Annotated in this window: 21 protein-coding genes and 1 pseudogene; 15 read left to right on the top strand and 7 right to left on the bottom strand. The window is 69.1% G+C overall.

Features of this window, described 5'->3' with window-relative positions; translation table 11 throughout:
* The first annotated feature begins 53 nt into the window (after positions 1-53).
* The 3 genes from OG242_RS21440 (at position 54) to OG242_RS21430 (ending at position 6,219) form a co-directional block, all read left to right on the top strand.
* Complete coding sequence (locus OG242_RS21440; RefSeq protein ID WP_405899702.1) at positions 54-2,237, top strand: M4 family metallopeptidase; 2,184 nt, start codon at positions 54-56, stop codon at positions 2,235-2,237.
* Positions 2,238-2,412: 175 nt separating this feature from the next.
* Complete coding sequence (locus tag OG242_RS21435) at positions 2,413-5,253, top strand: AAA family ATPase (protein ID WP_405899701.1); 2,841 nt, start codon at positions 2,413-2,415, stop codon at positions 5,251-5,253.
* Between the two features lie 252 nt (positions 5,254-5,505).
* Entirely contained in the window at positions 5,506-6,219 is a 714-nt protein-coding gene (locus OG242_RS21430) for a lytic polysaccharide monooxygenase (protein WP_405899700.1), read from the top strand.
* Between the two features lie 112 nt (positions 6,220-6,331).
* Here the strand turns inward: OG242_RS21430 and OG242_RS21425 are convergent, their stop codons facing one another.
* Entirely contained in the window at positions 6,332-7,159 is an 828-nt protein-coding gene (locus tag OG242_RS21425; RefSeq protein ID WP_405899699.1) for an SDR family NAD(P)-dependent oxidoreductase, read from the bottom strand.
* A 149-nt stretch (positions 7,160-7,308) separates the two neighbouring features.
* Between OG242_RS21425 and OG242_RS21420 the strand changes: the two genes are divergently transcribed.
* Together OG242_RS21420 and OG242_RS21415 are read left to right on the top strand one after the other, a co-directional pair.
* Positions 7,309-7,890: a TetR/AcrR family transcriptional regulator gene (locus OG242_RS21420; RefSeq protein WP_405899698.1), complete on the top strand. Its 582-nt coding sequence runs from the start codon at positions 7,309-7,311 to the stop codon at positions 7,888-7,890.
* Positions 7,891-8,051: 161 nt separating this feature from the next.
* Complete coding sequence (locus tag OG242_RS21415; RefSeq protein ID WP_405899697.1) at positions 8,052-8,861, top strand: acyltransferase; 810 nt, start codon at positions 8,052-8,054, stop codon at positions 8,859-8,861.
* Between the two features lie 52 nt (positions 8,862-8,913).
* On the opposite strand, the gene OG242_RS21410 is transcribed toward OG242_RS21415, so the two are convergent.
* Genes OG242_RS21410 through OG242_RS21400 form a run of 3 tightly spaced genes read right to left on the bottom strand, consistent with a single transcriptional unit; the run spans position 8,914 to position 12,352 of the window.
* The gene (locus OG242_RS21410) at positions 8,914-9,978 is read right to left on the bottom strand and encodes an NAD-dependent epimerase/dehydratase family protein (protein ID WP_405899696.1); all 1,065 of its coding nucleotides are present in this window, start codon (positions 9,976-9,978) and stop codon (positions 8,914-8,916) included.
* A 4-nt stretch (positions 9,979-9,982) separates the two neighbouring features.
* Positions 9,983-10,699: a 2-C-methyl-D-erythritol 4-phosphate cytidylyltransferase gene (locus OG242_RS21405; RefSeq protein ID WP_405899695.1), complete on the bottom strand. Its 717-nt coding sequence runs from the start codon at positions 10,697-10,699 to the stop codon at positions 9,983-9,985.
* A 3-nt stretch (positions 10,700-10,702) separates the two neighbouring features.
* Entirely contained in the window at positions 10,703-12,352 is a 1,650-nt protein-coding gene (locus OG242_RS21400) for a CDP-glycerol glycerophosphotransferase family protein (protein WP_405899694.1), read from the bottom strand.
* Between the two features lie 800 nt (positions 12,353-13,152).
* Between OG242_RS21400 and OG242_RS21395 the strand changes: the two genes are divergently transcribed.
* Both OG242_RS21395 and OG242_RS21390 read left to right on the top strand, forming a co-directional pair.
* Positions 13,153-13,428, top strand: coding sequence for a hypothetical protein (locus tag OG242_RS21395; protein WP_405899693.1), 276 nt, complete (start codon positions 13,153-13,155; stop codon positions 13,426-13,428).
* Positions 13,425-13,832: a PIN domain-containing protein gene (locus tag OG242_RS21390; protein ID WP_405899692.1), complete on the top strand. Its 408-nt coding sequence runs from the start codon at positions 13,425-13,427 to the stop codon at positions 13,830-13,832. The genes OG242_RS21395 and OG242_RS21390 overlap by 4 nt, the downstream gene beginning before the upstream one ends.
* A gap of 25 nt (positions 13,833-13,857) precedes the next feature.
* Here the strand turns inward: OG242_RS21390 and OG242_RS21385 are convergent.
* Positions 13,858-14,013, bottom strand: a pseudogene (locus OG242_RS21385) (DNA-binding protein); the annotation flags it as partial.
* 47 nt (positions 14,014-14,060) lie between these two features.
* Between OG242_RS21385 and OG242_RS21380 the strand changes: the two are divergent.
* Complete coding sequence (locus tag OG242_RS21380) at positions 14,061-14,330, top strand: type II toxin-antitoxin system Phd/YefM family antitoxin (RefSeq protein ID WP_279560027.1); 270 nt, start codon at positions 14,061-14,063, stop codon at positions 14,328-14,330.
* Positions 14,323-14,586 carry a type II toxin-antitoxin system RelE/ParE family toxin gene (locus OG242_RS21375; RefSeq protein WP_326658236.1) on the top strand — a complete coding sequence of 88 codons (264 nt, stop codon included), beginning with the start codon at positions 14,323-14,325 and terminating at the stop codon, positions 14,584-14,586. The genes OG242_RS21380 and OG242_RS21375 overlap by 8 nt, the downstream gene beginning before the upstream one ends.
* Before the next feature lie 83 nt (positions 14,587-14,669).
* Here OG242_RS21375 and OG242_RS21370 read toward each other — a convergent pair whose 3' ends face one another.
* A complete protein-coding gene (locus OG242_RS21370; RefSeq protein WP_405899691.1) occupies positions 14,670-15,947 on the bottom strand; it encodes a tyrosine-type recombinase/integrase in 1,278 nt (425 codons plus the stop codon).
* 905 nt (positions 15,948-16,852) lie between these two features.
* Between OG242_RS21370 and OG242_RS21365 the strand changes: the two genes are divergently transcribed.
* On the top strand, positions 16,853-17,839 hold the full coding sequence (locus OG242_RS21365; protein WP_405899690.1) for an AAA family ATPase: 987 nt from the start codon (positions 16,853-16,855) through the stop codon (positions 17,837-17,839).
* Positions 17,832-20,474, top strand: coding sequence for a S8 family peptidase (locus OG242_RS21360; RefSeq protein WP_405899689.1), 2,643 nt, complete (start codon positions 17,832-17,834; stop codon positions 20,472-20,474). The genes OG242_RS21365 and OG242_RS21360 overlap by 8 nt, the downstream gene beginning before the upstream one ends.
* Before the next feature lie 138 nt (positions 20,475-20,612).
* On the opposite strand, the gene OG242_RS21355 is transcribed toward OG242_RS21360, so the two are convergent.
* Positions 20,613-21,416 carry a hypothetical protein gene (locus OG242_RS21355; RefSeq protein ID WP_405899688.1) on the bottom strand — a complete coding sequence of 268 codons (804 nt, stop codon included), beginning with the start codon at positions 21,414-21,416 and terminating at the stop codon, positions 20,613-20,615.
* 128 nt (positions 21,417-21,544) lie between these two features.
* Between OG242_RS21355 and OG242_RS21350 the strand changes: the two genes are divergently transcribed.
* From OG242_RS21350 to OG242_RS21335, 4 genes are all read left to right on the top strand, one after another.
* Positions 21,545-22,105, top strand: coding sequence for a hypothetical protein (locus OG242_RS21350; RefSeq protein WP_405899687.1), 561 nt, complete (start codon positions 21,545-21,547; stop codon positions 22,103-22,105).
* A gap of 115 nt (positions 22,106-22,220) precedes the next feature.
* Positions 22,221-22,535, top strand: coding sequence for a hypothetical protein (locus OG242_RS21345; protein ID WP_405901785.1), 315 nt, complete (start codon positions 22,221-22,223; stop codon positions 22,533-22,535).
* Complete coding sequence (locus OG242_RS21340; protein WP_405901683.1) at positions 22,472-22,765, top strand: tyrosine-type recombinase/integrase; 294 nt, start codon at positions 22,472-22,474, stop codon at positions 22,763-22,765. Before OG242_RS21345 ends, OG242_RS21340 begins: the two co-directional genes overlap by 64 nt.
* A 19-nt stretch (positions 22,766-22,784) precedes the next feature.
* A complete protein-coding gene (locus OG242_RS21335) occupies positions 22,785-22,985 on the top strand; it encodes a helix-turn-helix domain-containing protein (RefSeq protein WP_405901682.1) in 201 nt (66 codons plus the stop codon).
* Positions 22,986-23,120: the final 135 nt, after the last annotated feature.

The following is a 23,120-nucleotide window of genomic DNA, read 5'->3' as shown; positions in this document are numbered from 1 at the left end:
CGGGACGGTGGCCGGATTCCGCCTGTACGAGGTGAAAGGACACCCCCGTTCCTATGTACATACGAAGAGCCGCGAGGCTTCTGACGGCCACTCTGGCCTGTGCGTGTGCTTCGGCCATCGCACTCCCCTCCGCGTCGGCCTCCTCCCCCGCACCGCCCGCCCCCTCCCCCGCCGCCGGCCCCCATGCCTTCGCCCCGGCCCCGTACACGACGAACCCGTCGGCCGCCGTCCGCCGCGACGTCGAGGCCGACGCGAAGAAGGCCCTGTCGGCGCACGGGCGGGCCGCGCACCGCGGCGCCTCGGACGCCTTCACGGTCCGGAACCTGGTCGTCGACCGCGACGGCTCCGCGTCCGTGCGCTTCGACCGCACGTACAAGGGGCTGCCGGCGTACGGCGGCGATGTCGTCGTGCACCTGAAGAACGACGGCAGCTACGAGTCGCTGACCAGCGCCGCCGAGGCCGCGCCCGCGCTGTCCACCGACCCCGGGCTGACCGCGTCGCGCGCCGCGAAGCTCTCGGAGAAGGCGTTCACCGGCTCGGCCGACACGGTCTCGAAGCCGCACCTCGCCGTGCAGCTGGACGGCGACGGCTCCGCCCTGGTCTGGGAGACCGTGGTCAGCGGGGTCCGCGCGGACCAGACGCCGAGCCGGCTGCACGTCCTGGTGGACGCGCACTCCGGCAAGGTCCTGCGCACCAGGGACGAGGTGAGCACCTTCGCGCCGGCGGGCCCGGCCGGGCCCGCCCGTACCGCCACCGCGGCGAAGTCCGCCGCGCCCGCGCCGTCCGCGGCCGCCACCGCGGTCACCGGCCGCTCGATCTACAGCGGCCAGGTGTCGCTGGACGCCACCCGGTCCGGCAGCGGCTACTCCCTCCAGGACCCCTCGCACGGCAACGGCTACACGACCAACCTCAACCACGCGACCAGCGGCACCGGCTCCCTCTTCACCAGCTCCACCGGCACCTTCGGCACCGGCTCCCCCAGTGACCCCGCGTCGGCCGGAGTCGACGCCCACTACGGGGCGGCGAAGACGTACGACTACTTCAAGACGGCCCACGGCCGCAGCGGCATCTTCGGCGACGGCCGGGGCGTGCCCTCCCGGACCCACTACGGCAACGCGTACGTGAACGCCTTCTGGGACGGCAGTCAGATGACGTACGGGGACGGCCAGGGCAACCAGCGCCCGCTGGTCGAACTCGACGTCGCCGGGCACGAGATGGCGCACGGCGTGAGCGGTGCGCTCACCGGGTGGGACGAGACCGGCGAGACCGGCGGCATGAACGAGGGCACCAGCGACATCTTCGGCACGCTGGTCGAGTTCTACGCGAACAACCCCGTCGACCAGCCCGACTACACCATGGGCGAGCTGATCAACATCAGCGGCGACAACCAGCCGCTGCGCTGGATGAACCAGCCCTCGCTGGACGGCTCCTCGCCCGACTGCTGGAACAGCAACAACGGCAGCCTGGACCCGCACTACTCGATGGGCCCGCTCAACCACTGGTTCTTCCTCGCCGCCGTCGGCAGCGGCAACCACGGCTACGGGAACAGCCCGACCTGCAACAACTCCACGGTCACCGGCATCGGCAACGACAAGGTCGGCAAGATCTGGTACAAGGCGCTGGCCACGTACGCCAACAGCCGGGAGAACTACCACCAGGCGCGCATCGACTCGCTGAAGGCGGCGGCCGACCTCTACGGCGCCCACTGCACCGAGTACAACGCGATCGAGGCCGCCTGGGCGGCGGTCAGCGTCACCGGTGCGGACCCGGTCCCCGGGAACTGCGGCAGCCAGCCCGGCTCGCCCTCGGTGACCAACCCCGGCAACCAGACGACCGCCGTGGGCACCGCCGTCTCGCTCCAGATCCAGGCGAGCGACCCGGACGGCTCGACGCTCACCTACAGCGCGAGCGGCCTGCCCGCCGGCCTGTCGGTCAACTCCTCGACCGGCCGCATCACCGGCACCGCGACCACCGCGGGCACCTCGTCGGTGACCGTCACCGCGAAGAACACCGCCGGCGCGACGGGCACCGCCGCCTTCACCTGGACCGTCAACGGCGCCGGCAACCCGCCCGAGGGCTGCGGCGACCTGCCGGCCTGGAGCGCGACCACCCCGTACGCCCCGGGCGACCAGGTCTCGTACAACGGCCACACCTACACCTCGCAGTGGTACTCCACCGGTGCGGAGCCGGGCGCCCCGGGCTCCTGGGCGGTCTGGACGGACGGGGGCGCCTGCTAGTCGCTGAGCCCCTGATACGGGCGACCGGCCACGGCGCGGTGGGCCGTGACCGGTCGACGCCCCGGCCAGAAGGTCCCGTTGACCTCTCCCCCACCCGGTCCTACAGTCGGCTCGTCCTGGGCGGGGCCCGGCTGCGCGGGCAGCAGGGCGCACGGCTGCGCGCGAAGGGGCCCCGATGACCCGCTCAGGAACCGACCGTCCCGCCGCCCCCGGCCGGACCGCGCCGACCGACGCGGTCCGCGCCCACCTGGAGGGCGGCGGCGGCATCCTCCTCACCGGCCCGGAGGGCATCGGCAGGAGCACGGTGGCCGCGCGCCTCGCGGACGACTTCGCGGCGCGCGGCCACCGCGTCCTGCGCTGTTCGCCGTCGCCGTCCGACCGGGACAGCCCCTTCCTCGGGCTCATCGACCTGCTGGCCACGGCCGGCGACGAGGCCCTGGCCTGCCTGAACGCCCATGAACGCGCCGTGCTCGAAGGCGCGTTGCTGCGCCGCACCCCGCCCGCCGGCGCCGACCCCACCACCGGCCGCGACGCGCTGGTCCTGCGCCTCGCCGTACTCAAGGTGCTGGCCGCGCTCGACACCGGCCCCGTGCTGCTCGTCGTCGACGACGTGCAGTGGCTGGACGAGCCGACGGCCCGGGTGCTGGTGTTCCTCGCCCGGCGCGCCGGCCCCCGCCACACCGTGCTCGCCACACTGCGCACCTCGCCCCACGACGGCCGCCGGCCGGACGCCGCACCGGCCCGCGCGCTGTGCCCGCAGCCGGTGCGCACGCTGCCGCTGCCGCCGATGACCGCGCGCGAGATCGCGGACGTGCTCGACGCGCACGGCCTGCACGGCGGCCCGTCCTGGCCCCGGCAGCTGGTCGCCCGTCTGCACGAGGCCGCGTCCGGCAACCCCCGTACCGCCCTCGAACTCGCCGCCGGCCTCCACGAATCGGCCGCCGCCGGAGCACCGCTCCCCGACTCGTCGGAGCCGCTGCCGGTCCCCGAGTCCCTGAGCCGCCCCGTGCTCGACCGGCTGGAGGCCCTGCCGGCGCGGGCCCGGAAGCTGCTGCTCACGGCCGGCGCTGCGGTCCGCCCGACGGTGGAGCTGCTGCGCCGGGCGGGCTGCCGGCAGGCGGCGGCGGACGTCGACGTCTGCGTACGGCACGGGCTGCTGGCCCCGCCGGACCGGGGCGCGCTCCGGTTCGCCGACCCCCTCACGGCGATGGTGCTGGAGACGCGGGCCCCCTACGCCCTGCGGATGGACGCGCACCGCGCCCTGGCCGAGGCGGCCGACGACCCCGTGGAGCGCGCCCACCACCTCGCCCGGCTGGCGGCGGGCCCGGACCCGGTGGTCGCGAACCGGCTGGTGGAGGCGGCGTCGGCGGCCAGGCGCCGGGGCGCGCCGGGCACCGCGGCCCGGCTCGGGCGGCTGGCGGCGCGGCACACCCCGGCCGACGCCGCGCAGACCGGGACGGCCCGCCGGCTGACCGCCGCCGAGGACGGGCTGGACGCGGGCGACCTCGACTTCGCCCGGGAGCTGGCGTACGAGGTGCTGGGGGACGCGGACCGGCCCGCCGACCGGGTGCGCGCCTGGACGGTGGTCGTGGACGCGTCGGGCCAGGCGATGTCGGAGATCGCGGACGTCTTTCCCCGGGCGGTCCGGGACGCGGGCGACGCCCCCGGGCTGCTGGCCCCGCTCCACTACCGGATGAGCTGGCACGCGTGGATGGTGGGCGGCTCGGCGGAGCGGGCGCGCGACTACGCGGCGCGGGCCGCCGGTCTCGCCGCGCGGGCGGGCGACCGGCGCACCGAGGTGCTGGCGCTGACCCAGCAGGCGGCCCTCGAACTCTTCCTCGGGCGGCCCGCCGCGGAGTCCACGCTCGCCGCCGCCCTGGCCGCGCCGCACGACGCGTACGCGATGAGCCACCACAACGGGCCGATCTATCTGAAGCACCGCTTCCACCTGGTGCACGACCAGCTGGACGAGGCCAGGGCGGAGCTGCGGACGCTGGTGTACACGCTGCGGCAGCGGGGTTCGGCGGACTGCCTGAGCCAGTGCCTGATCGGCCTCGCCCAGCTGGAGATCCAGCGCGGCCGCTGCCGCCAGGCGCTGTCCATGGCCCGGCAGAGCCTGCGGATCGCGGAGCGGGCGGGGCTGAGTCAGGGGCCCGCCTGGTACGCGGTCGCGCTGGCCGAGACGGCGGGCGGCAGCCTGAGCCAGGCCCTGGCGGCGGCGGAGGCGGCCAGGCGCCACAGCGAGGACGACGACGACCGGCTGTTCCTGCCCAGGGCGCTGCACGCGGAGGGCCGGATCAGGCTGTTCAGCGGCCAGTACGCCCGAGCGGCCGGGCTGCTGCGGCGTACGGCGGAGCTGGAGAGCGCGCAGGGTCAGGGCGACCCGGCGACCCGCCGCTGGCACGCCGACCTCGCGGAGGCCCTGGCCCGCAGCGGGGCGGTGGACGAGGCGGAGTCGGTCCTCTACCGGGCCCGCGCCCAGGCCGTCCGGCTGGGCCGCGCCGGTGTCCTGGCCACCCTGGACCGGGCGGCGGCGACGGTCTGCGAGGAGCGCGGCGGGCTGGCGGCGGCGGCCCTGGGGTACGAGGACGCCGCGGTGCGCCTGCGGGCGGCGGGGTACGCCCTGGAGGAGGCCCGTACCCGGGTGGCGCTGGGCAGGGTCCGCCGCCGTCTGGGCGACGAGGACGGGTCGCACGCCGCGTTCGCCCGGGCGCTGCGCGTCTTCACGGCGGCGGGGGCGCGGGCCTGGGTCGCGGGGGTACGGGCGGAGCGGGACCGGGCCGGGAAGGCGACGCTGCCGCGGCCGGACGACGGTGCGTGGCCGGAGCGGCTGAGCTCGACCGAGCGGAGCGTGGTGACGCGGGTGGCCCAGGGCGCCACCAACCGGGAGATCGCGGTGGGCCTGGCGCTCAGCGTGAAGACCGTGGAGGCGGCCCTGACCCGCGCCTACCGCAAGCTGGGCGCGCGGTCGCGGGTGGAGATCACGCGGATCGTGATGACCCACCCGGCGATGTGATACGCCGTCAAGATCCTTGTGTGCAAGCCCTATTGACGAGTACACACCCATGAGTATGGTCTAGACCTAAGGTGAGCCGCGGTCGCCCTGAGCGTCCGACGGCGTGCGAGAGGACTGCGGGCGGCACCCCCTCGCCACCGGCCGTACCCCTGCCCCCACCGCGCCGGCACCCCCCTGACAAGGCCGCTGCCCGGTGCGGGCATGTCCGACCGCTGCCGTCACCCCGCGGCAGTCCTCAGCGAAGGAGTTGGCATGAACGCGAAGCGAAAACTGGCCCTCGTACTCGGTGCGGGAGTCGCCCCCCTGCTCGCGGTGGTCCTGCCGGCCACCACGGCCAGTGCGCACGGATACGTCTCCTCGCCGCCGAGCCGCCAGGCCCAGTGCGCGTCGGGCGTCGTCGACTGCGGCCAGATCAAGTACGAGCCGCAGAGCGTCGAGGGCCCCAAGGGCCTCAGGAGCTGCAGCGGCGGCAACGCGCAGTTCGCAGAGCTGGACAACGACAGCAAGGGCTGGAGGGCCACCCCGGTCGGCAGCTCCGCCGACTTCTCCTGGACGCTGACGGCCCGGCACGCGACGAGCACCTGGCAGTACTACATCGGCGGCTCGAAGATCGCGGAGTTCAACGACAACGGCGCCCAGCCCGGCGCCACCAAGACCCACCACGTGAACTTCGGCAGCTACTCCGGCCGCCAGAAGGTACTCGCCGTCTGGAACATCTCGGACACGGCCAACGCGTTCTACGCCTGCATCGACGTCCAGATCGGCGGGGGCGGCACCCCCGGCGGCGGCGACGGCGGCGACCCGGGCGACTGTGCCGCGTCGGCCTGGGAGGCCGGCCGCGTCTACAACGGCGGCGACACGGTCTCGTACAACGGCCACACCTGGCGCGCCAAGTGGTGGGTCCAGGGCGACCAGCCGGGGACGACCGGCGAGTGGGGCGTATGGGAGGACCTGGGCGCCTGCTGACGCGTAACGGACACGGCCTCTCCGCGGCGGCCCCGCGCCGCGGAGAGGCCGCCGTCCGGGTGGTACGCGCGGAAGGCATCGCCCGTACGTGACGCCGGGCCGGCGGGCGCACTCACGCCGCGGACCGCTCGGCGCGCGAGGCGTCCGCCGCACCCCCCGAGGAGGCCAGGACCTTACGGGTGACGCGCTCGGCGAAGGCCGCGACCAGGGCACGCGGCCGGCGCGGCGGCAGGTGCGCGGCCAGCGCGTTGCCGAACCCGGGCGTGACGTAGGCGCGGTCGCGGTCGAGCGCGGCCAGCGCGGCCCGCACCACCGGCTCCGGCGTGCTCATCGAACCGTTGACGGCCGCGTCGCGGGTCCCGATGGCCTCGAAGAACGGGGTGTCGACGGGTCCGGGGCACACGGTGAGCACGCGCACGCCCCGACCCCGGCACTCCTGCCGCAGGGAGAGCCCGAAGTTCAGCACGAAGGCCTTGGCCGAGCTGTAGACCGCGAAGTACGGGGCGGGCTGGAAGGCGGCGGTGGAGGCCACGTTCACGACCGCGCCCGCCCCGCGCTCCAGCATGCCGGGGAGCAACGCGTGGGTGAGGCCGACGAGCGCGACGACGTTGACCATCAGCTGGTCGTGGTCCCGGCCGGCGTCGATGTCCTCGAAGCGGCCGCAGGTGCCGAATCCGGCGTTGTTGACCAGCAGTCCGATCCGCAGGCCGAGCGCGTCCAGCCGGTCCGCCACCGCGCGCGCCGCGCCGGGTACGGCGAGGTCCTGGACCAGGACGTGGGCCCGCACGCCGTGCGCGGCCTCCAGACGCTCGGCGAGGGCGGTGAGCCGGTCCTCGGAGCGGGCCACCAGGACGAGGTCGTGCCCGCGGGCGGCGAGCTGGGCGGCGAACTCCGCGCCGAGCCCGGACGAGGCACCGGTGACGAGGGCGGTGGTGTGCATGGAAGGACCCTTCGCTGGGTTGGACTGACGAGCAACTGAGACATCACCGTACAGCTTCTTGGGTTATGTGCAACAGCATCATCTCACTTAGACCAGAGATGACGCACCCCTGTATCGTTTCGGAGTCAAGGGCCGACACGGGAGGCAGCATGGAAGAGACGGCGGCGAAGCCGTTGCGGGCGGACGCGGAGCGCAGCGTGCGCGTGATCCTGGAGGCGGCCGAGCGCCTGCTCTCCCAGGACCCCGGCGCCTCGATGGAGCAGATCGCGGCCGAGGCGGGGGTGTCCCGGACGACGATCCACCGCCGCTTCGCGCACCGCCGGGCCCTGACCGACGCGCTGGCCCTGTCGGCCGCCCGCCGGCTCGCCCAGGCCGTGGACGACGGCCGTCCCGCCACCGCCCCGCCCCTGGTGGCCCTGCACCGGATCACCGCCAACGTCCTGGAGGTCAAGGGCGCATGGACCTTCGCCCTGAGCCTCCCGGCCACCCCCGGCAGCGAGGCGGCCACCCTCCACGAGACCATGGCCCAGCACTGCGTCGCCGTCCTGGAACGCGCCCGCGCGGACCACCTCATCGACCCCTCGGCCGACCTCCACTGGCTCCAGCGCGTCTACTACGCCCTGCTCGGCGAGACCCTCCACGGCACCCCGGCCGACACCGGGACCGACCCGGACGCACTGGCGGCGCGGGTGGTGGACACCTTCCTGCACGGGGCGGGGCCACGGGCCTGAGCTTCCCGTCCGGAGCCGCGCGGACCGTCGTGCCCCGGCCCCTGCCGCCCCGACCCGGACGCTGGTAGCTTGGGCCGACACTGCAGGCGCGAACGGAGGTTCGAGGGAGCAGGTCCGGCCCCGGCCCGGTTCGGGAGCACCCCTGGCACCCTCAGATCGCAATGCTCCAACTACACACACTCGACCGCTACAAAGACGATCAAGGCAACGAGATCGTCTACGACGGCGAGGTACGACACGAGAACATCGACATCCGGTTCAAGGGGTCGAACAACACACTTGTCATCGACGCCCGGGCGGACATCAAGGACCTGGTCGTCAACTTCACCGGGAACAACGGCCGGGTCGAGATCGCGCCGACCTCGGAGAAGCGCGTGGGTCTCCGCTTCCAGATGCGCTGCGGGCACGAGTCCCTGATCAGGATCGGCGAGAACGTGGGCTGCGCCGGCCGCACCTTCATATCCGCCGTCGAGGGCGTGTCGGTGACGCTCGGTACCGACGTGATGCTCTCCAGGAACATCGAGATACGCGCCGACGACAGCCACCCCATCTACGACGTCCGCACCGAGAAGCGCCTGAACCCGTCCCGGTCCATCGTCGTGGGCGACCACGTCTGGATCGCCAAGCACGCGGTCCTGTTGGGCGGCGCCACCATCGGCGACGGCTCCGTGATCGGCTACCGCTCCATCGTCACGTCGTCCGTCCCCAACAACTGCGTCGCCGTGGGCTCACCGGCACGGGTGGTACGGCGGAACATCGCCTGGCAACGCCCCGTGCTCGCGCCGCGCCGCCCGGGCGAGCAGTACCCGCGCAAGGGCGAGAAGACCGAGCAGTACTGGAACCTCACGGTCGACGAAGACGTCGTTCCGGCGAGCCCGGTGGTACGGAAGAAGCCCGGGCCGGCACGGCGGTTGTTCCGACGGCTCCCGGCCCCGGTGCGGCGGCTGGCCAGGAAGCTCAGGTCCTCCTGAAGCGGGCACGGCTGTCCGGCGGACCCTGACGGGCCCGCCGGACAGCTCGCCTCTAGAGGCCCGGTTCCACCGACTCCAGGTGGGTCACCATGCGGTCGAGCCCAGCCGGCAGGCCGACCACCGGGCTCCAGCCGAGCGCGGCGAGGCGCGCGCTGTCCAGCCCCTGCTTCTTGGTCATGCTGTAAGCGCGCGCGTCGGCCTCGTTCGTGAACCGCAGCCGCAGCCCCCGCTCGGGGCGCACCTCGGTGAACAGCTCCGCCAGCCGCCGGATCGACACCAGACCGGCCGGGTCCGCGACGTTGTACGCCACCTGGTCACCACGGAGCAGTGCGTAGAACATCCCGGCGACCGCGTCGGCCACATAGGTGTAGGTCCGCACTCCGGAACCGTCGCTGTTGAGCACGATGTCCTTGCCGGTCACCACGTTCGCCGCGAAGTCGGCCTGCACACGCCCGTCGTCGAGCGCCATCCCCGGCCCGTAGACGTGCCCGAACCTGACGACCCGGCTGTCGATGCCGTACTGCGCCCGGTAGGTCGCGCAGATGGTCTCCGCGGCGCGCTTCCCCTCGGCGTAGCAGGCCCGCGGGTTGAGGATGTCGAAGCCGCCGTAGCTCTGCTCGTCGATGAGCTCGGTCTCCGGGGGCTGGGCGCCGTACACCTCCGCCGACGACATCAGGACGAAGCCGCGGGCGGCCTTCGCCACGCAGAGGTCGAGCAGGTGGAAGGTGCCCATCAGGTTCGCCCGGATCGTCGTGACCGGGTGGCTCCCGTGCAGGGCGGGCCGCGCGGCGCTCGCCCCGTGGATCACGTAGTCGAGCGGACCGGACAGTTCGAGCGGAGCCGACACGTCCTGGACCACCAGCCGGAAGTCCGGACGGTCGACCACGTCCGCGAGCAGCCGCCTGGCCTTCGCCTCGTCCCGCACCAGGCCGTGCACGGTGATGCCCGCGCCGTTCCGGTCGTTCAGGGCGAGCAGGGTGCGGACGGCGTACGACGGCAGCATGCCGCTCGCACCCGTGACCAGCACGGTGCGGCCGGAGAGCTCGCCCCAGGGCAGGTCACGGTCGAGGATCTCAGCGAGGTCGTGCGCGACGACGGGGCTGGAAACGATGGTCACTGGATCAGATACCTCCGATCTGCTTGTTCTCGAGGATCTCGAAGAACGTCCGGCACAGGTAGAAGTCCTCGGCCGTCGTGATCTTGATGTTCGAGCGGGGGCCGACCACCCGGTAGATCTTGCGGCCGTACCGGTGCATGAGCGAGCACGAGTCGATGCTGTCGTGCTCGCCCTCCTCGACGGCCTGGTCGTACAGCGAGAGGATCTCCCCGAGCCGGAAGCTCTGCGGGGCCTGGGCGGCGTAGATGTGGTCGCGGGGGATCACGTCGTCGATGTGCTCGTACTCGCTCGACACCACGGTCTCGTTGAACTTGGTGCAGGTGATGGCCGAGCCGTGCTCCAGGACCGTCTCGATGTTGGAGCTGATCAGCTGCGCGTCGATCAGCGGCCGCACACCGTCGTGGACCAGCACCACGGTGTCGGCGGGGCAGTCCTCGGCGACCGTGGTGAGGGCCTTGTGCCGCGACTCCTGGCCGGTCCGGCCGCCGTCGATGATCCACTTGACCTTCTGGATCTCGTACCGCTGGAGCAGCTTGCTCATGTGCTCGCGGTACTCGGGGAGTATCGCGACGGCGATGGCGTCTATCTCCGGGTGCGCCTCGAAGTGCTCAAGGGTGTGGATGATGATCGGCTTGCCGTGGATCTCCAGGAACTGCTTCGGGAGGGCACGGGAGTTCATCCTCGACCCGATACCGCCGGCGAACAGCAGGGCAACGTTCATGTCTCATTCCTCCGACTGGTCACTGAGCGGCTCGTCGACCGCTGTCGTGTTGTCCGGTACGGGAGCGAGCCACGGGCGCCCACCGCCCGTCTCCCTGTCACCGTGGTCCCCGACCACCAGCCAGTCGATGACGCGGTCGGTGGAGTTGGTGTCGACGTAGTCGAAGTTCTCCCGCCGGAACTCCGCGACCTTCGAGAGGTCGAAGTCCTCGTCCTGCAGCGCCTTCAGCAGGTCGTCGAAGGTCACGCAGATCTTGCCGGGGGCCACGGAGTCGTAGTCGCGGTGGAATCCGCGGATCACCGAGTACGTGTCCTTGTCGTACGCGTAGAACAGGATCGGCCTGTCGAGCAGCGTGTACTCGTAGATGATCGACGAATAGTCCGTGACGAGTACGTCGGTCACGTGCAGCAGGTCGTTGGTGTCGGGGAACGACGCGAAGTCGATCAGCCGGTCCGCGTACTCGGCGGGGATCGGCGGGGCCTCCGTGATGAAGTGGTGCATCCGGAAGAGCACGACGTACTTGTCGCCGCAGACCTCGTGGAGCTTCGCGAAGTCGATGCGGTCGTAGTCGTAGTGCGCGTCCCCGATGCTCTTCCCGCGGAAGGTCGGTGCGAACAGCACGATCTTCTTGCCCCGGAGCTGCGGGTGGGCCTCGAAGAAGTCGTCGTTGACCTTACGGGCGTGCTCCTCGTCGAGGAACGTGTCGATACGGGGCAGACCGGTCGGCACGACCGCCGACTCCTCGATGCCGAACGCCTCGGCGTACACCGGCACCAGGTGCTGGGACCCGGTGATGACGTAGGTGTACTTCCGGTGCGCGTTGGACAGCTTCGGCGAACCGTACTTCCCGAACCGGCTGTAGCCGACCGCCTTGAACCCGCTTCCGGCGTGCCAGAGCTGGATGATCTTCGTCTCCGGCGCGATGCTCAGGTTCCCGAGGAGCCCGAAGTAGTCGTCCATCAGGACGGTGTCCGACGTCGCGAGCAGGTAGATCAGCCGAAGCGTGCTCCACTTGTTCGCCGTCGCCGGGATCCGGAACGAGCGGCGGAACGTGTACTTCTCGTCGAGGCCCCGCTCGATCATCCGGTCGTGGACCCGGGCCAGGTTGCCGCCGAGCCCGGTACGCATCTCCGAGGCGAACAGGATCCTGTTGCCCCGCGGCGGGTTCAGACGGCGCGAGAGCCGGTAGAAGCGGTTGGCGAGCTTGCGGCGCCGGGGCCGCGGCAGCACCTTCAGCGCCAGGCGCTTGCCGAGCGGCTTCTTCGCCGCGTTCTTGGCCGGCCCCGTACCGCGGTTCAGCTGGTACGTCCGCATGAGGAACTCGGGGTTCTCGTCGTCGTCCGACAGCCCGAACGCGGTCACGTAGACGGAACGGTTGCGGTCGTAGAGAAAGACCCGGGAAGCATCCTCGAGCCGGTCAGTGGCCTTGAGGTCGAAGGTGGCGCCCGGCAGTCGCTCCTCGTCGAGAACGGGAACGATCCGCCACGTGCCGTTGGGTATCTGGCGCCGGTCCGTGAAATTCGTGACGTTGAATTCCAGGAGATACTGTTCGGCATCGATACGCTTGACGTTCACCGGGAAGTCACGCCCGCCGTCAACAATGATGAAGCGGAGATCGTCAGGGTCCCCGCTGAAGCCCGAGATCGTCACCACCAGGCTGAGATGAACGCGCTCCCAAGAAATCGTTGCTACTGAGCAACGCACCATCTTCGTCCTTCCGATCGTGAACCGTTGCGCCTCCTGCGAGGCATGCGCGACGGCCACGGAGCCTGCCAGCGCGAGGTGAGACGGTTGCGGGAGCATAGCCCATCAGGTTTCAAGCATCCCAAAGCGGGTAGAAGCGGCAGCGGAGAAGCGCGGCCGTGCACACCCGCTCGAACCCCCCCGTCATGGGCGTCACCGCACCCTGGAGACCCTCTCCCCGGCCGGGGAGAGGGTCTCCATAACCACACCGACCACTGAGTCGGCGGTTTGGTTGTACGACCCAGGGAAATCTCACATCCTGAGCCCGGCCGGTCCTTGATCCGCCCGGACGAACGCCGCACTTCGCATTCGCACAGTAGCGACTCGGACACTCTTCACAGTTCTTCCTCACTCTGCGTCCGGGGTCGAGTGGCGCATGGTGACCTGGAGAAGCTCGCTCCACCCTGCCGCGGCTGAGTCAGCACCAAGTCGGCACGGACATGCGGTAGGGCAGGGCTCACCCGAGTCCGACCCGTCTGACCAGCGATGTCGGCTTGCAGTAACCGACCTGCTACACGTTGAAGCGGAGCTCCACCACAGCCACGCTGACCGGCGGTTATATGGGCGCATCCCAGCACCATGCCGGCACGGGATTCACTGCAGGTTGCAAGAGATCCGGAAGCGCCAAGACGACGCGTCAAACCCCGCCCTGGGTCCAGGCCGCACAGCACTCCAGACGCTGTAATAGTTTCTGTACTAGGCTTGCAGTCATGAAGTCACCCCGCCCCGGAGGCACGGAGAACATCTCCGTCTCGATGCCCGCGGAACTCCTAGGTGCTCTGCGCACACGTACCGGCAAGCGCGGCGTGTCCGCGTACGTGACAGCGGCGGTCCGGCATCAGCTCGCCATGGACGGCCTCGCCGAGATCGTGGCCGCCTACGAAGCCGAGCACGAGCCGCTGAGCGAGGCCGAAGTCCAGGCCGCGCAGAGCGAACTGTTCGGTGACACACCGGCGGCCTACGCGTCGAACGACAGCGCCGCATGAAGGAGCCCGCGGCCAGGACCCTGGTCCTGGACTCCCAGGCACTGTCGCTGCTCCTGCGCAACGACCGTCAGATGGTGACCCGAATCGAGGCCGCTCGTCGCGTGGGCGTGCCCATCCTCGTGTCGGCCCTGACGGTGGTGGAGGCCGTCCACGGGAAGACGGACGCCGCCCGACTGCGCTGGCTTCTCTCCCGCCTTCAGGTCCAGGACGTCACCCAGGCGGACAGCCTCACGGCGGTGCAGCTGCTGAGCGACGCCGACGGCCTACACGGCCACAAGTACGCCATCGACGCCCTCGTCGCCGCGATGGCGCTCCGTTCCCCGGCACCCGTCCTTGTACTGACCTCAGACCGCGACGACTGGTCGAAACTGTGCGGTGACCGCGTGCAGATCAAGGAGGTCTGACCTCGGCATCCGCTCAGGTGTCGACCTACAGAATTTCGATATCGGACGTCGACATGACCACGGGGCGGTGCTGACGCAGCGCGGCCTCGGCGACGGCCGCATCGACCGCGTACTCATGTCCGTGCAAACCAGCATCCATCAGCAACTCCGAAGCCGCACGCGCCCACGTCGGGCCCGGCGGTTTCTCCTCCAGTTGTGTACACATGGCACACTTGGTACCTTTGAAGTATGACTCAGCCGCTACCCATAGAGTCCATCCGCGACGTACGCTCCCACCTGGCCGAAGTCGTCGAGCGGGCCGACCGCGACGACGTGCCCACGGTCATCACCCGTCGTGGCAAGCAGGTCGCCGCAGTGGTCTCGATCGAGGTGCTGCGCAAGTACCAGGAGTGGGAAGAGCGCGAGATCAACCGCATCATCGACGAGCGCATGGCGAGCCCGGCCGCCGGCGTCCCGATCGAGGACGTGATGAGGGAGACGCTGGCACGCAGTGAGTGACTATCGCACGGTGTTCCGGCCCGAGGCCCAGGCCGAGCTGCGCAAGATCCCGCGCGACATGGCGCTTCGTATCCTGGCCAAACTGACACAGCTTGAAAGCGACCCCTTCGGCTTCAACACCACCGCCCTCGTATCCCAGCCTGAGCGCCGCCGCCTACGGGTCGGCGACTACCGTGTCGTCTACACGATCGACAACGGAGAGCTGGTGGTGTGGGTCGTACACGTCGGACACCGCTCCACGGTCTACGACACGTAGCTGCTCCCGGTTCTGCGGACTGTTGCGGACAGCAGAAGGGCCTGGCCTGCATCCTCGCAGGTCAGGCCCTTCTGAATACGCGATCACACGTTGAAGCGGAACGTTTGGTGCAGAGCTCCCACCTGCGAAAACGTGGTTTCTGGGGTGGCCATCCCAGCACCATCCCAGCACGGAAGTCCTATCCCAGCACCGTGCAGCTCAGTCGCCTCACCGGCAGCCCTTCGACCCTTCACCTGCGTGCTAACACCGGATCCGGTCAGCATCTCAGCCGGGCCCGCCTCGATGAGGGGTGCCGGCCGCATCGCGTTCTGCAGGACCGTACGACAGCGGCCCCAGGCGCTCGGCAGCAGATGCCCGTAGATGTCGATCGTGGTCTTGACCGACCGGTGGCCCAGCCAGCGTGAGACCTCGTGGATCGGGACTCCGTGGGCCAAGGCGGTCGAGGCGAAGAAGTGCCGCAGGCTGCCAGGTGTGTAGGTCGCCTTGCCGTCCGGGCCGACCAGGCCCGCCGACTGGCACGCTTTCTTGAAGTGGTAGCCGTAGGTGGACGCGGTGGGCATCGTGCTCTTGCCGTGGGAACGCGGGGAGAAGAAGGCTTCAAGCCTGCGCCGCTTGCCCCTCTGCCCAGTGAAGATCACGGGCACCGGCTTCCATGTCGACAGATGAGCGTCCATCTCCTGATCAACAAAGGGGGCAGTAGGGACGTCGCGATATTCACCCTCCGTCCGATTCTTAAGCGGCACGAAGACCGTGCGGCAGTCCGCACGGTGGGCCATGGCGCTGACCTGCCAACGGATCCTGACGAATCCGGACCGTCGACATTCGGTGGAGAAGGCGAGGGCCTCGCTTGGACGCTGGCCAGTACACGCCTGCAGGTAGACCGCGAGCCGGTATTGCGGCGATATATGCGCCGCAATGAGGTCGACCTCGGTCGGCGTCGGGATCTCGTCTTCATCCGCTGCTGCCGGCCTCGCTCGGGATATCCGAACCCCTCGTGCGGGGTTGTCCGGGATCTGTTTGTCGACTACGGCTGCCTCCAGCATGGCGGCCACCACGAGCATGCGATCGTTGACCGTGGAAGCCGCCAGGCCCGCACCCGATCCGTGCAGGCTCTTGGCGAACTGTTCGAAGTCGCGTCGCGCCAGACTGGCCAGAGTCCTATGTCCCAGGCGCGGCACGAGGTGGTTGCGAATGAAGCCCTCGTAGTTGCGGCGAGTCGTGTCACCGATGGCTCGCCTCTCGACCCAGTCCTGTGCCCAGATCTGCAGGCGCACGGTTCCCCGAGCTAGGTCCAGGAAGGTGCCCGACTTCTTGTCGTTCTCGACGTGGACGACAAAGGCGTCCGCACCATCCGGGCCCACCCTCCGAGAGAACGACTTCTCCCGTTGCCGACCCCGCCTGCCGCCCGGCTCCCTATATCGCACCGTCCACCTGTGGCCACATCTTGGACGCTCGCAGGGATAGCTCGGGTCCCGGACATCCCGCTTGCACTTCTGGAAAACGCTGGCCACCCACGCCTCCTCTGCTCGTGCCGAGAGCGAGGCAGGCCGCTGCATCGCCCCCCTGCGGCGCACCAGCCCACAGCCATCCGCGTCAGCGACCCGTCCTGCTCAAAGCGTGCTCCGCTCAAGGACCTCACCACTGCGGCCACCGCCCGCCGAGCGCAGTCATCCCTGATTCACCCAGCACCCGAAACCGTGCTCCCTCTCCTCAAGACAAGCAAGGAGCAATTGACCAAACCACTCCTTGCGGTGAACATGCAGTCCCACTCGTGCACACCCCGGGGCCAAGGGGAAAGATCGGCGTGCCCTTCACCCAGCCTTGGAGGGGCCAACCACCTCCCGCCCCACCTGACGGGCAGCGGCGGGTGGCAAAGCGCCCCGGCCGGGCGGAACGGGATCTTCGTAGCGAGCGCTCGCTTCTCGCTACGAAGATCCTCGATCCGGAAGCAGACTGCGGGACTGAAGGGACGCGGGTCCTGAGAGGGGCGTCGAGCGCGCAGGTTTCCTGCGCTCGGCCCTCGATCGGCATGCATGATTCGGACATCACCGGCAGACGGCCCTGCCGCGGCCTGGGTGAGAGACAGGTCCCAGGCCAGCAGGCCATACCGGGTTCTCGCGCTGCGATCCACTCATTCGGACATCCGGGCCAGTGGTGGATCCGGGCAGCAGCCTGGAGCCCAGGGCCGTACGATGCAGGCGCAGGGGCCCGCTGATTTGGGTATACCTCTTCTTACAGGCAGTCCACATCGGAGGGTGACAGGCGTATGGCGGCGAACGCCGATCACCTGAAAGCTCTTGTGCGGGCGCACTCAGAAGCCAACGACGATCTCTTTTACAGCGTCGCTCTGCAAGTTGCAGCGAAGTCCGCCCGCCAGGGGCAGGGAAAGTTCGCCGTAGAGCTGCGCGAGCTGGTCGAGGCCGCCCAACAGAGGCAGGGAAAGCCAGACACCCAGCGTGCCGCTACCCCGGTGGTACAGCCCCGTGGTGAGCTGACCAGTCTCCTGACTGCAGGCTATCCGGACACTCAGCTCGACGACATGACTCTGGACGCCGGACTGCGTGCCTCACTGGATCGCGTGCTGCACGAACAGCGACAGCGTGCGCGGCTGGAGCGTTTCGGCTTTACCTCGGTGCACCGCATTCTGCTGTCCGGGCCTCCTGGGACGGGCAAGAGCATGACGGCAGCGGCCCTGGCCGGAGAGCTGAAACTGCCCCTGTTCACCATTCGCCTGGACGGTCTGATCAGCCGGTTCATGGGCGAGACCGCCGCCAAACTGCGTCTGGTCTTCGACGCCGTGGCTCAGACCCGTGCGGTCTACCTGTTTGACGAGTTCGACGCTCTGGGAGCCGAACGGGCGGCCGGCAACGACGTCGGCGAAGCCCGCAGGATCCTCAACTCATTCCTGCTGTTTCTTGATGAGGCGCCCTCCGAGAGCCTCGTGGTGGCCGGCACCAACCACCACCAGCTTCTGGACCAGGCTCTGTTCCGCCGCTTCGACATGATCGCCACCTACGGCCCTCCCACCGGGAAGGAAGCTGTACAGGTGCTACAGCGACGTCTAGCCGGAATGGACACAAGCACACTACGGTGGGGCCTCGTGACAGAACGTGCATCGGGCCTGAGTCACGCCGAGCTGGTCAAAGCGGCGGAAGCAGCAGCCAAACGAGCCATCCTGGCCGACCGGGACGTGGTGGACGAGCAGCTGCTGCTGGAAGCCCTGAGCGAGCGGCACGCCTCCCACCATGCCTGAGCCCGACTCTTCCGCACGGCTCAGTCCGCACCTGATCGTGCCCTGGGAGGCCGCCACCCTCACGCCGCGCTCCGAGCCTGCGGGCGGAAACGGCCCCGCCCTGGTCCAGCACACAGACCGGCAGGGGCACGCCGATGCTTTGGTGGGTGGGCTGGAGAAGGCCCGCCGTGAGGCAACCCAGTCCATGCAACAGGTTCCCGAGGACCGTCAGCCTGACGGTTTCGCGGTGCGTATCGAGGCGGCTCGCGACCATCCGCTGAGCCTGGAGCGCCTGGACGCATCCGGCCTGACGCTCATGAGCAGCCACCCGCAGACCGAGGACAGTCAGCAGGACGCACTGGTCTGGATCCCGTTCGACAAAGTCGCCTCGTTCACCCAGCGGATCGCCGACTTCACGGATGACACCCCCGGCGGCAACCCCAAGCAGGCCGTGCTGGTGGCCAATATGGAACAGGTCCAGCGGGCTCTGCTGGAGCACCTCTGGCAGGAGCGGCAGGATCTGCCGCCGCTGGATGAGGAGCGGTGGTGGGAGTTGTGGTTCGATCCGCGGATCTCGCCGACGGCGGTTGCCATCTTGCGTTCCCTGGCCGAAGAGCGTCGCTGGCGGGTCAGTGAACGGGCGATCCATGTCGGAGAACGCCTGGTGGCACACGTCGCGACGACCGGTAACGAGCTGGCGTTCCTGTTGGCCACGAACGCCTGCCCTGCTGAGATCCGCAGCCCTACCTTCGCCGAGGGCCTCTACGCCGTCGACCGCGAGTTCCGCGTGGACCTCGTCAAGGATCTCGCCGCGCGCATCGAGCCAGCCGCACCGGAGTCCCCGGCGGTATGCATCCTGGACACAGGGATAGCCCAGGAGCACGCCCTGCTGAAGCCCGCGTTGCACGAGCGCGCCTACAGTGTGCTCCCCGGCGGCACGCCGGCCGACCGGATCGGGCACGGCACGCAGATGGCCGGGCTCGCCCTCTTCGGGGACTTCGCCGCAGCCCTTGAATCGCAAGGTCCCGTCGTCCTCGGTCACGGCCTTGAGTCCGTGAAGATCCTCAACGACGCTCACACACCCGACGTGTCCCCGCGGACCTGTGCGGAGACCACTGCGAACGCGGTCGCGACCGCTGAGATCGGCAACGGAGGCCCCGCACCCTCGGGACGGGTCTTCTCGATGGCTGTCACCCGGGAGTCCGGGGAAGGGGAGAACGGCGTAGACGGCACAGCGACCCTGTGGTCGGCCACGCTGGACGCCCTGGCGGCAGGCACGGACGTCGCCGTCCGGGACGACCGGATCGAACTGGTCGGAGCGCCCGATCCTGAAGCCTCACGTCTGATCATCGTCAGTGCTGGCAACATCCGCGGTGCTGTCCCCCACCAGATGCGTCGCGACGACGGCACGCTCGATCCGCTGCTCCTCTCCGACCTGTCGCGCATCGAGGAACCCGCCCAGGCACACAACGTACTCACCGTCGGGGCGTGCACGCATATGGACGCCGTCCCCGACTCCGCCCTGTTCAGCGGATTCCGTCCGCTGGCGGCTCCCGGTGCCCTGTCCCCCTTCAGCCGGACATCGGTAGCGCTGACCAACGGCTCCATCACCAAGCCCGACATCGTTCTGGAGGGCGGCAACATGCTCGTCGCCCCTGACGACAGCATCCTGGACACCCACGAACTGGTGAGCGTGGCGACTACCCACCACGACCCGGCGCGCCAGCTGACCTGGACGAACGCCACGAGCGCAGCTACAGCTCAGGCGGCTGCACTTGCTGCCACGGCGATGAGTACCTACCCCGGACTGCGACCGGAGACTGTCCGCGCCCTTCTCGTGCACGAAGCCCAGTGGACCCCGGCCATGGTCGAGCAGGGCCTGTTCAAGAAGACCGGCGCTCCCAAACTCGCCAAGGGCGACGTGATGCGACAGGTGATCCGCCGGTACGGGTGGGGCATGCCCACCGCCGGCCGTATCCGCAGCAGCGCCTCGAACGCCGTCACCATGATCATCCAGAACACCCTGGTGCCGTACAAGGTCAAGGGCGGGCAGGTTCGCCTGGCCGAACTCAAGCTGCACGAGCTGCCCTGGCCCCTGGAACAACTGCGCGACCTGGCCGAGACCACCGTCGACCTGCGCGTAACGCTCGCCTACATGATCGAGCCCAATCCCGGCCGACGCGGCATGCTCGGCCGCTACAGCTACGCCTCACACGGCCTTCGCTTCGCCATCAAAGGCCCCACCGAATCCAGCGACTCCTTCCAGAGACGACTGGCCGAACAAGCCGAACACGAGAGCGACGGCCTCGGCAACCCCAAGGCATTCGAGTCCAACAACAAGTGGCTGGTCGGCCCCCGGGCCCGCAACCTCGGCTCCCTGCACGCCGACATCTGGCGCGGATCGGCGACCGAACTCGCCGACTGCGGCACACTTGCCGTCTACCCCGTCGGAGGCTGGTGGAAAGCGAACAGGCGCAACGACCGCATCGGCCTGCCCGTCAGCTACGCCCTCCTGATCTCCCTGCGCACACCAGAGGTCTCCACCGACCTGTACACGCCAATCGCCACCCAGCTCGGTGTGTCGATCGGAGTGGCCCCACACGCCCAGTCCGGAATCGTGGACGGCATCCCCATTCAGATGGAATTCGGCTGGTAGCTTGCCGGGCGAGTTCGGTCGAGGCCGAGCTTGATCCGACCGCGCCTACGTGGGGCTCCCCTGTCGGCAGCCAAGCGCACGCCCAGGCCGGGTGAGATCGCAGCGCAGGAAGCCCACGAACGCTGCTGAGCCGCGTCTCTACCGTCGCGCGAGCCTCGCAAGAAATGTGTCTACGAACTTCTCGACTTCAGCTTTCGAGTGCACATCACGAACGTCGAGGCGGCTGACCCACTCAACCCCAGCGTTGATCATTAGGCTGTCCCGGCTGCTATCACTTGACGCTCTGCCTGGCTTTCCGTGATGGGGGCCATCCACCTCGATGACCCCCGCACGCCCTCTATAAGTGACCAAGAAGTCTGGCTCTCGTGTAGACCCGAGCAGCCGCATCCTGCCCAGGGGCATGATGCCGATCGTCTCGCTGTCCGCCAGAGTGGCTTGCCGTTCCTTCAGCACTTGGTAGACCCTGTGCTCCCACTCGTTGGTGAAGTGCAGGTCATCCTCGATCGGGTGCTGATCCTCGGGCTCAAGGCGGACCTTCCGAGCCTGGTTCGTCGGCATGGGCCCGTTAGCCGTGCGAAGTTGCTTCCGCCAGTCCGCGCTAGGAACCGGGACAACCGGGCTGACCTCGATCGAATCGATGCGCATGCTGGCCCGCCTGGGCACGACGGCGTGCATGCCACCTTCGATGCGGCCCAGCACCGCTTCCGTGAACTGATTAACCAGGTTCGGTTCCACCGTGAAGTACACCATGTACTCGTCCGGTTCGTACTCGTTTGAGTTCCAGAGAGTCAAATCGACCGCAAGCACGTCGGTGGCGGCAATCGCAGCCTCAGTATCACCCTGCTGATAGAGCAGAGTGGCAGCAGCGGCCAACCACTGCTCCCCCACTTGGTCGATCGGGTTCTTCTCCATGATGTCGGCCAGCGACAGCGCTTCACCCATACAGAGCATTCTGACAGCCAGCACTGACAACGCCGTTGCTCTCCGGGCGCGTTGGAACGGCCGACCGGATCAGCCCGGAGGCGCCAGCTACACTCTGTCGCGACTCAAACACGGGGACAGGGGGCACAATGCTGGTCGAGCTGCTGGCAGGGGCTGCGTTCGGGTTTCTCGGCGGGCTGATGACAGCCTGGCGCATCGCAGCCAAGGGGGCTGTACTGGCATGGCTGGAGGATCTTCGCGACGTCGTCAAGGTACGCAAGACTGACCGTCGCAAGAAGCAGGCAATCCGCCACGCGAAGCTTGACCAGCAGGTTGCGGCAGACGCTACAGCCAAGGAGGCGGAACGAAAGAGGGTCCGCCGCGCACACGCCGAGCTCAAAAAGGCGCTACCAATCGCGAATGAGGCCGTACGGACCCACACGAGTCAGAGCTTCCTCGACACACTGGCATACGCAAGCCGGACATTCCCCACGCTGACACACCAATCCGAAGTCGACATCGAGCGTGCGAAACTCGTCCGCTACCTAGCAGCCATCGACCAGCTGAGCAGCCAGGTCGAAACACTCTCGGGGTTGGGAGTCGATATCACGCGACGCTTCAGCGACTGGAGCGAAGTGAGCTATGTCGACCTTGAAGTACTAGCTGCCAAGATCGACAAGGCCACCAAGGAGTACGCTCTCAAGCTGTGATTGCCCCCCAGGTTGTTCCCATCAGTGAGGGCCACCCGCAGGGCCCCATCTCCCTGCGCCTCCGCACGGCGGCCGGTCAGCGCCGGACGTCCGGTGCGGGTCGGCGGCCTCCGTCATGCTCGCCGGACTCGGCGGCGGCTCGAAGGCGCACAACGACGCCGCCGACTTTGGCCGCAACCCGCACGGCGCCGAGTACGGCCGCTGCCAGGTCCGGTTCGGCAAGGCCAAGAAGGGCTCGCCGCCCAAACGCCGTGGGGTGCTGACCGTCTTCGACTGGACCCCGGACGTTCTGGACGAGCGGTTCACCGAGGTCCGCCCGCTGTTCGGCACCCACAACAAACCAACGGCCGGCCTTCTGAACGCGACCTGCGCATCGACTGCCAGCGGCTCAACTCACGCTTCATCGACCACCGCGAGGTCCTGGGCCTAGACGACGGGATCGACTTCCACTCGTTCCGCATGTCCTACGCTACCCACTTGGTCGAGAACGGCTGGGACCCGCGCTTCGTCCAAGGGCAAGTCGGCCACGAACACGCCAGCACCACTCGCTCTACACCTGCGTGTCCTCAGACTTCCGCACCCGAACCCTGCGGCGACACCTGGACACCACCATCGCCGCCGCTCTCTAGACCCAGCCCGGCAGGCAAGCATGAAACGTAAGGTCGGCTACACCTGACGACTGCGCGAGGTCATGGCCCAGCACCAGATCTTCACGGCCACCGAACTGGTGCCGCTCCTACGCAAACGCGGCATCGATCTCTCCGCCTCGCAGGCCCACCGCCCGGTCTCCGGCACCTCCGAACGCCTGTCGTTGCAGGGCATGGCCGCGTTCTGCGACATCCTGTCGTGCACCCCAGCCGCCCTGGTGACCACAACATGACCACCAGCCGCCTCCTCTACGAGACCGGCGGGACTTGAAGCCGATACGCCGCTGGCAATCACACTCGGTCACCAACCGGCTGGGCTCCTCGGGGAACCCCCGACAGTTGAATACGCGAGCCCCCAGTATTGCCCC

It is taken from the genome of Streptomyces sp. NBC_00727 (assembly GCF_045161745.1).
GTDB lineage: Bacteria > Actinomycetota > Actinomycetes > Streptomycetales > Streptomycetaceae > Streptomyces.
This window is presented reverse-complemented; position numbering and strand designations above follow the sequence as displayed.

Bases quoted from the DNA above. Each gene is read 5' to 3' on its own strand.
- OG242_RS21440 (WP_405899702.1), top strand. From the start codon at position 54: ATGTACATACGAAGAGCCGCGAGGCTTCTGACGGCCACTCTGGCCTGT.
- OG242_RS21435 (WP_405899701.1), top strand. From the start codon at position 2,413: ATGACCCGCTCAGGAACCGACCGTCCCGCCGCCCCCGGCCGGACCGCG.
- OG242_RS21430 (WP_405899700.1), top strand. From the start codon at position 5,506: ATGAACGCGAAGCGAAAACTGGCCCTCGTACTCGGTGCGGGAGTCGCC.
- OG242_RS21425 (WP_405899699.1), bottom strand. From the start codon at position 7,159: ATGCACACCACCGCCCTCGTCACCGGTGCCTCGTCCGGGCTCGGCGCG.
- OG242_RS21420 (WP_405899698.1), top strand. From the start codon at position 7,309: ATGGAAGAGACGGCGGCGAAGCCGTTGCGGGCGGACGCGGAGCGCAGC.
- OG242_RS21415 (WP_405899697.1), top strand. From the start codon at position 8,052: ATGCTCCAACTACACACACTCGACCGCTACAAAGACGATCAAGGCAAC.
- OG242_RS21405 (WP_405899695.1), bottom strand. From the start codon at position 10,699: ATGAACGTTGCCCTGCTGTTCGCCGGCGGTATCGGGTCGAGGATGAAC.
- OG242_RS21395 (WP_405899693.1), top strand. From the start codon at position 13,153: ATGAAGTCACCCCGCCCCGGAGGCACGGAGAACATCTCCGTCTCGATG.
- OG242_RS21390 (WP_405899692.1), top strand. From the start codon at position 13,425: ATGAAGGAGCCCGCGGCCAGGACCCTGGTCCTGGACTCCCAGGCACTG.
- OG242_RS21380 (WP_279560027.1), top strand. From the start codon at position 14,061: ATGACTCAGCCGCTACCCATAGAGTCCATCCGCGACGTACGCTCCCAC.
- OG242_RS21365 (WP_405899690.1), top strand. From the start codon at position 16,853: ATGGCGGCGAACGCCGATCACCTGAAAGCTCTTGTGCGGGCGCACTCA.
- OG242_RS21360 (WP_405899689.1), top strand. From the start codon at position 17,832: ATGCCTGAGCCCGACTCTTCCGCACGGCTCAGTCCGCACCTGATCGTG.
- OG242_RS21355 (WP_405899688.1), bottom strand. From the start codon at position 21,416: ATGGGTGAAGCGCTGTCGCTGGCCGACATCATGGAGAAGAACCCGATC.
- OG242_RS21350 (WP_405899687.1), top strand. From the start codon at position 21,545: ATGCTGGTCGAGCTGCTGGCAGGGGCTGCGTTCGGGTTTCTCGGCGGG.
- OG242_RS21345 (WP_405901785.1), top strand. From the start codon at position 22,221: ATGCTCGCCGGACTCGGCGGCGGCTCGAAGGCGCACAACGACGCCGCC.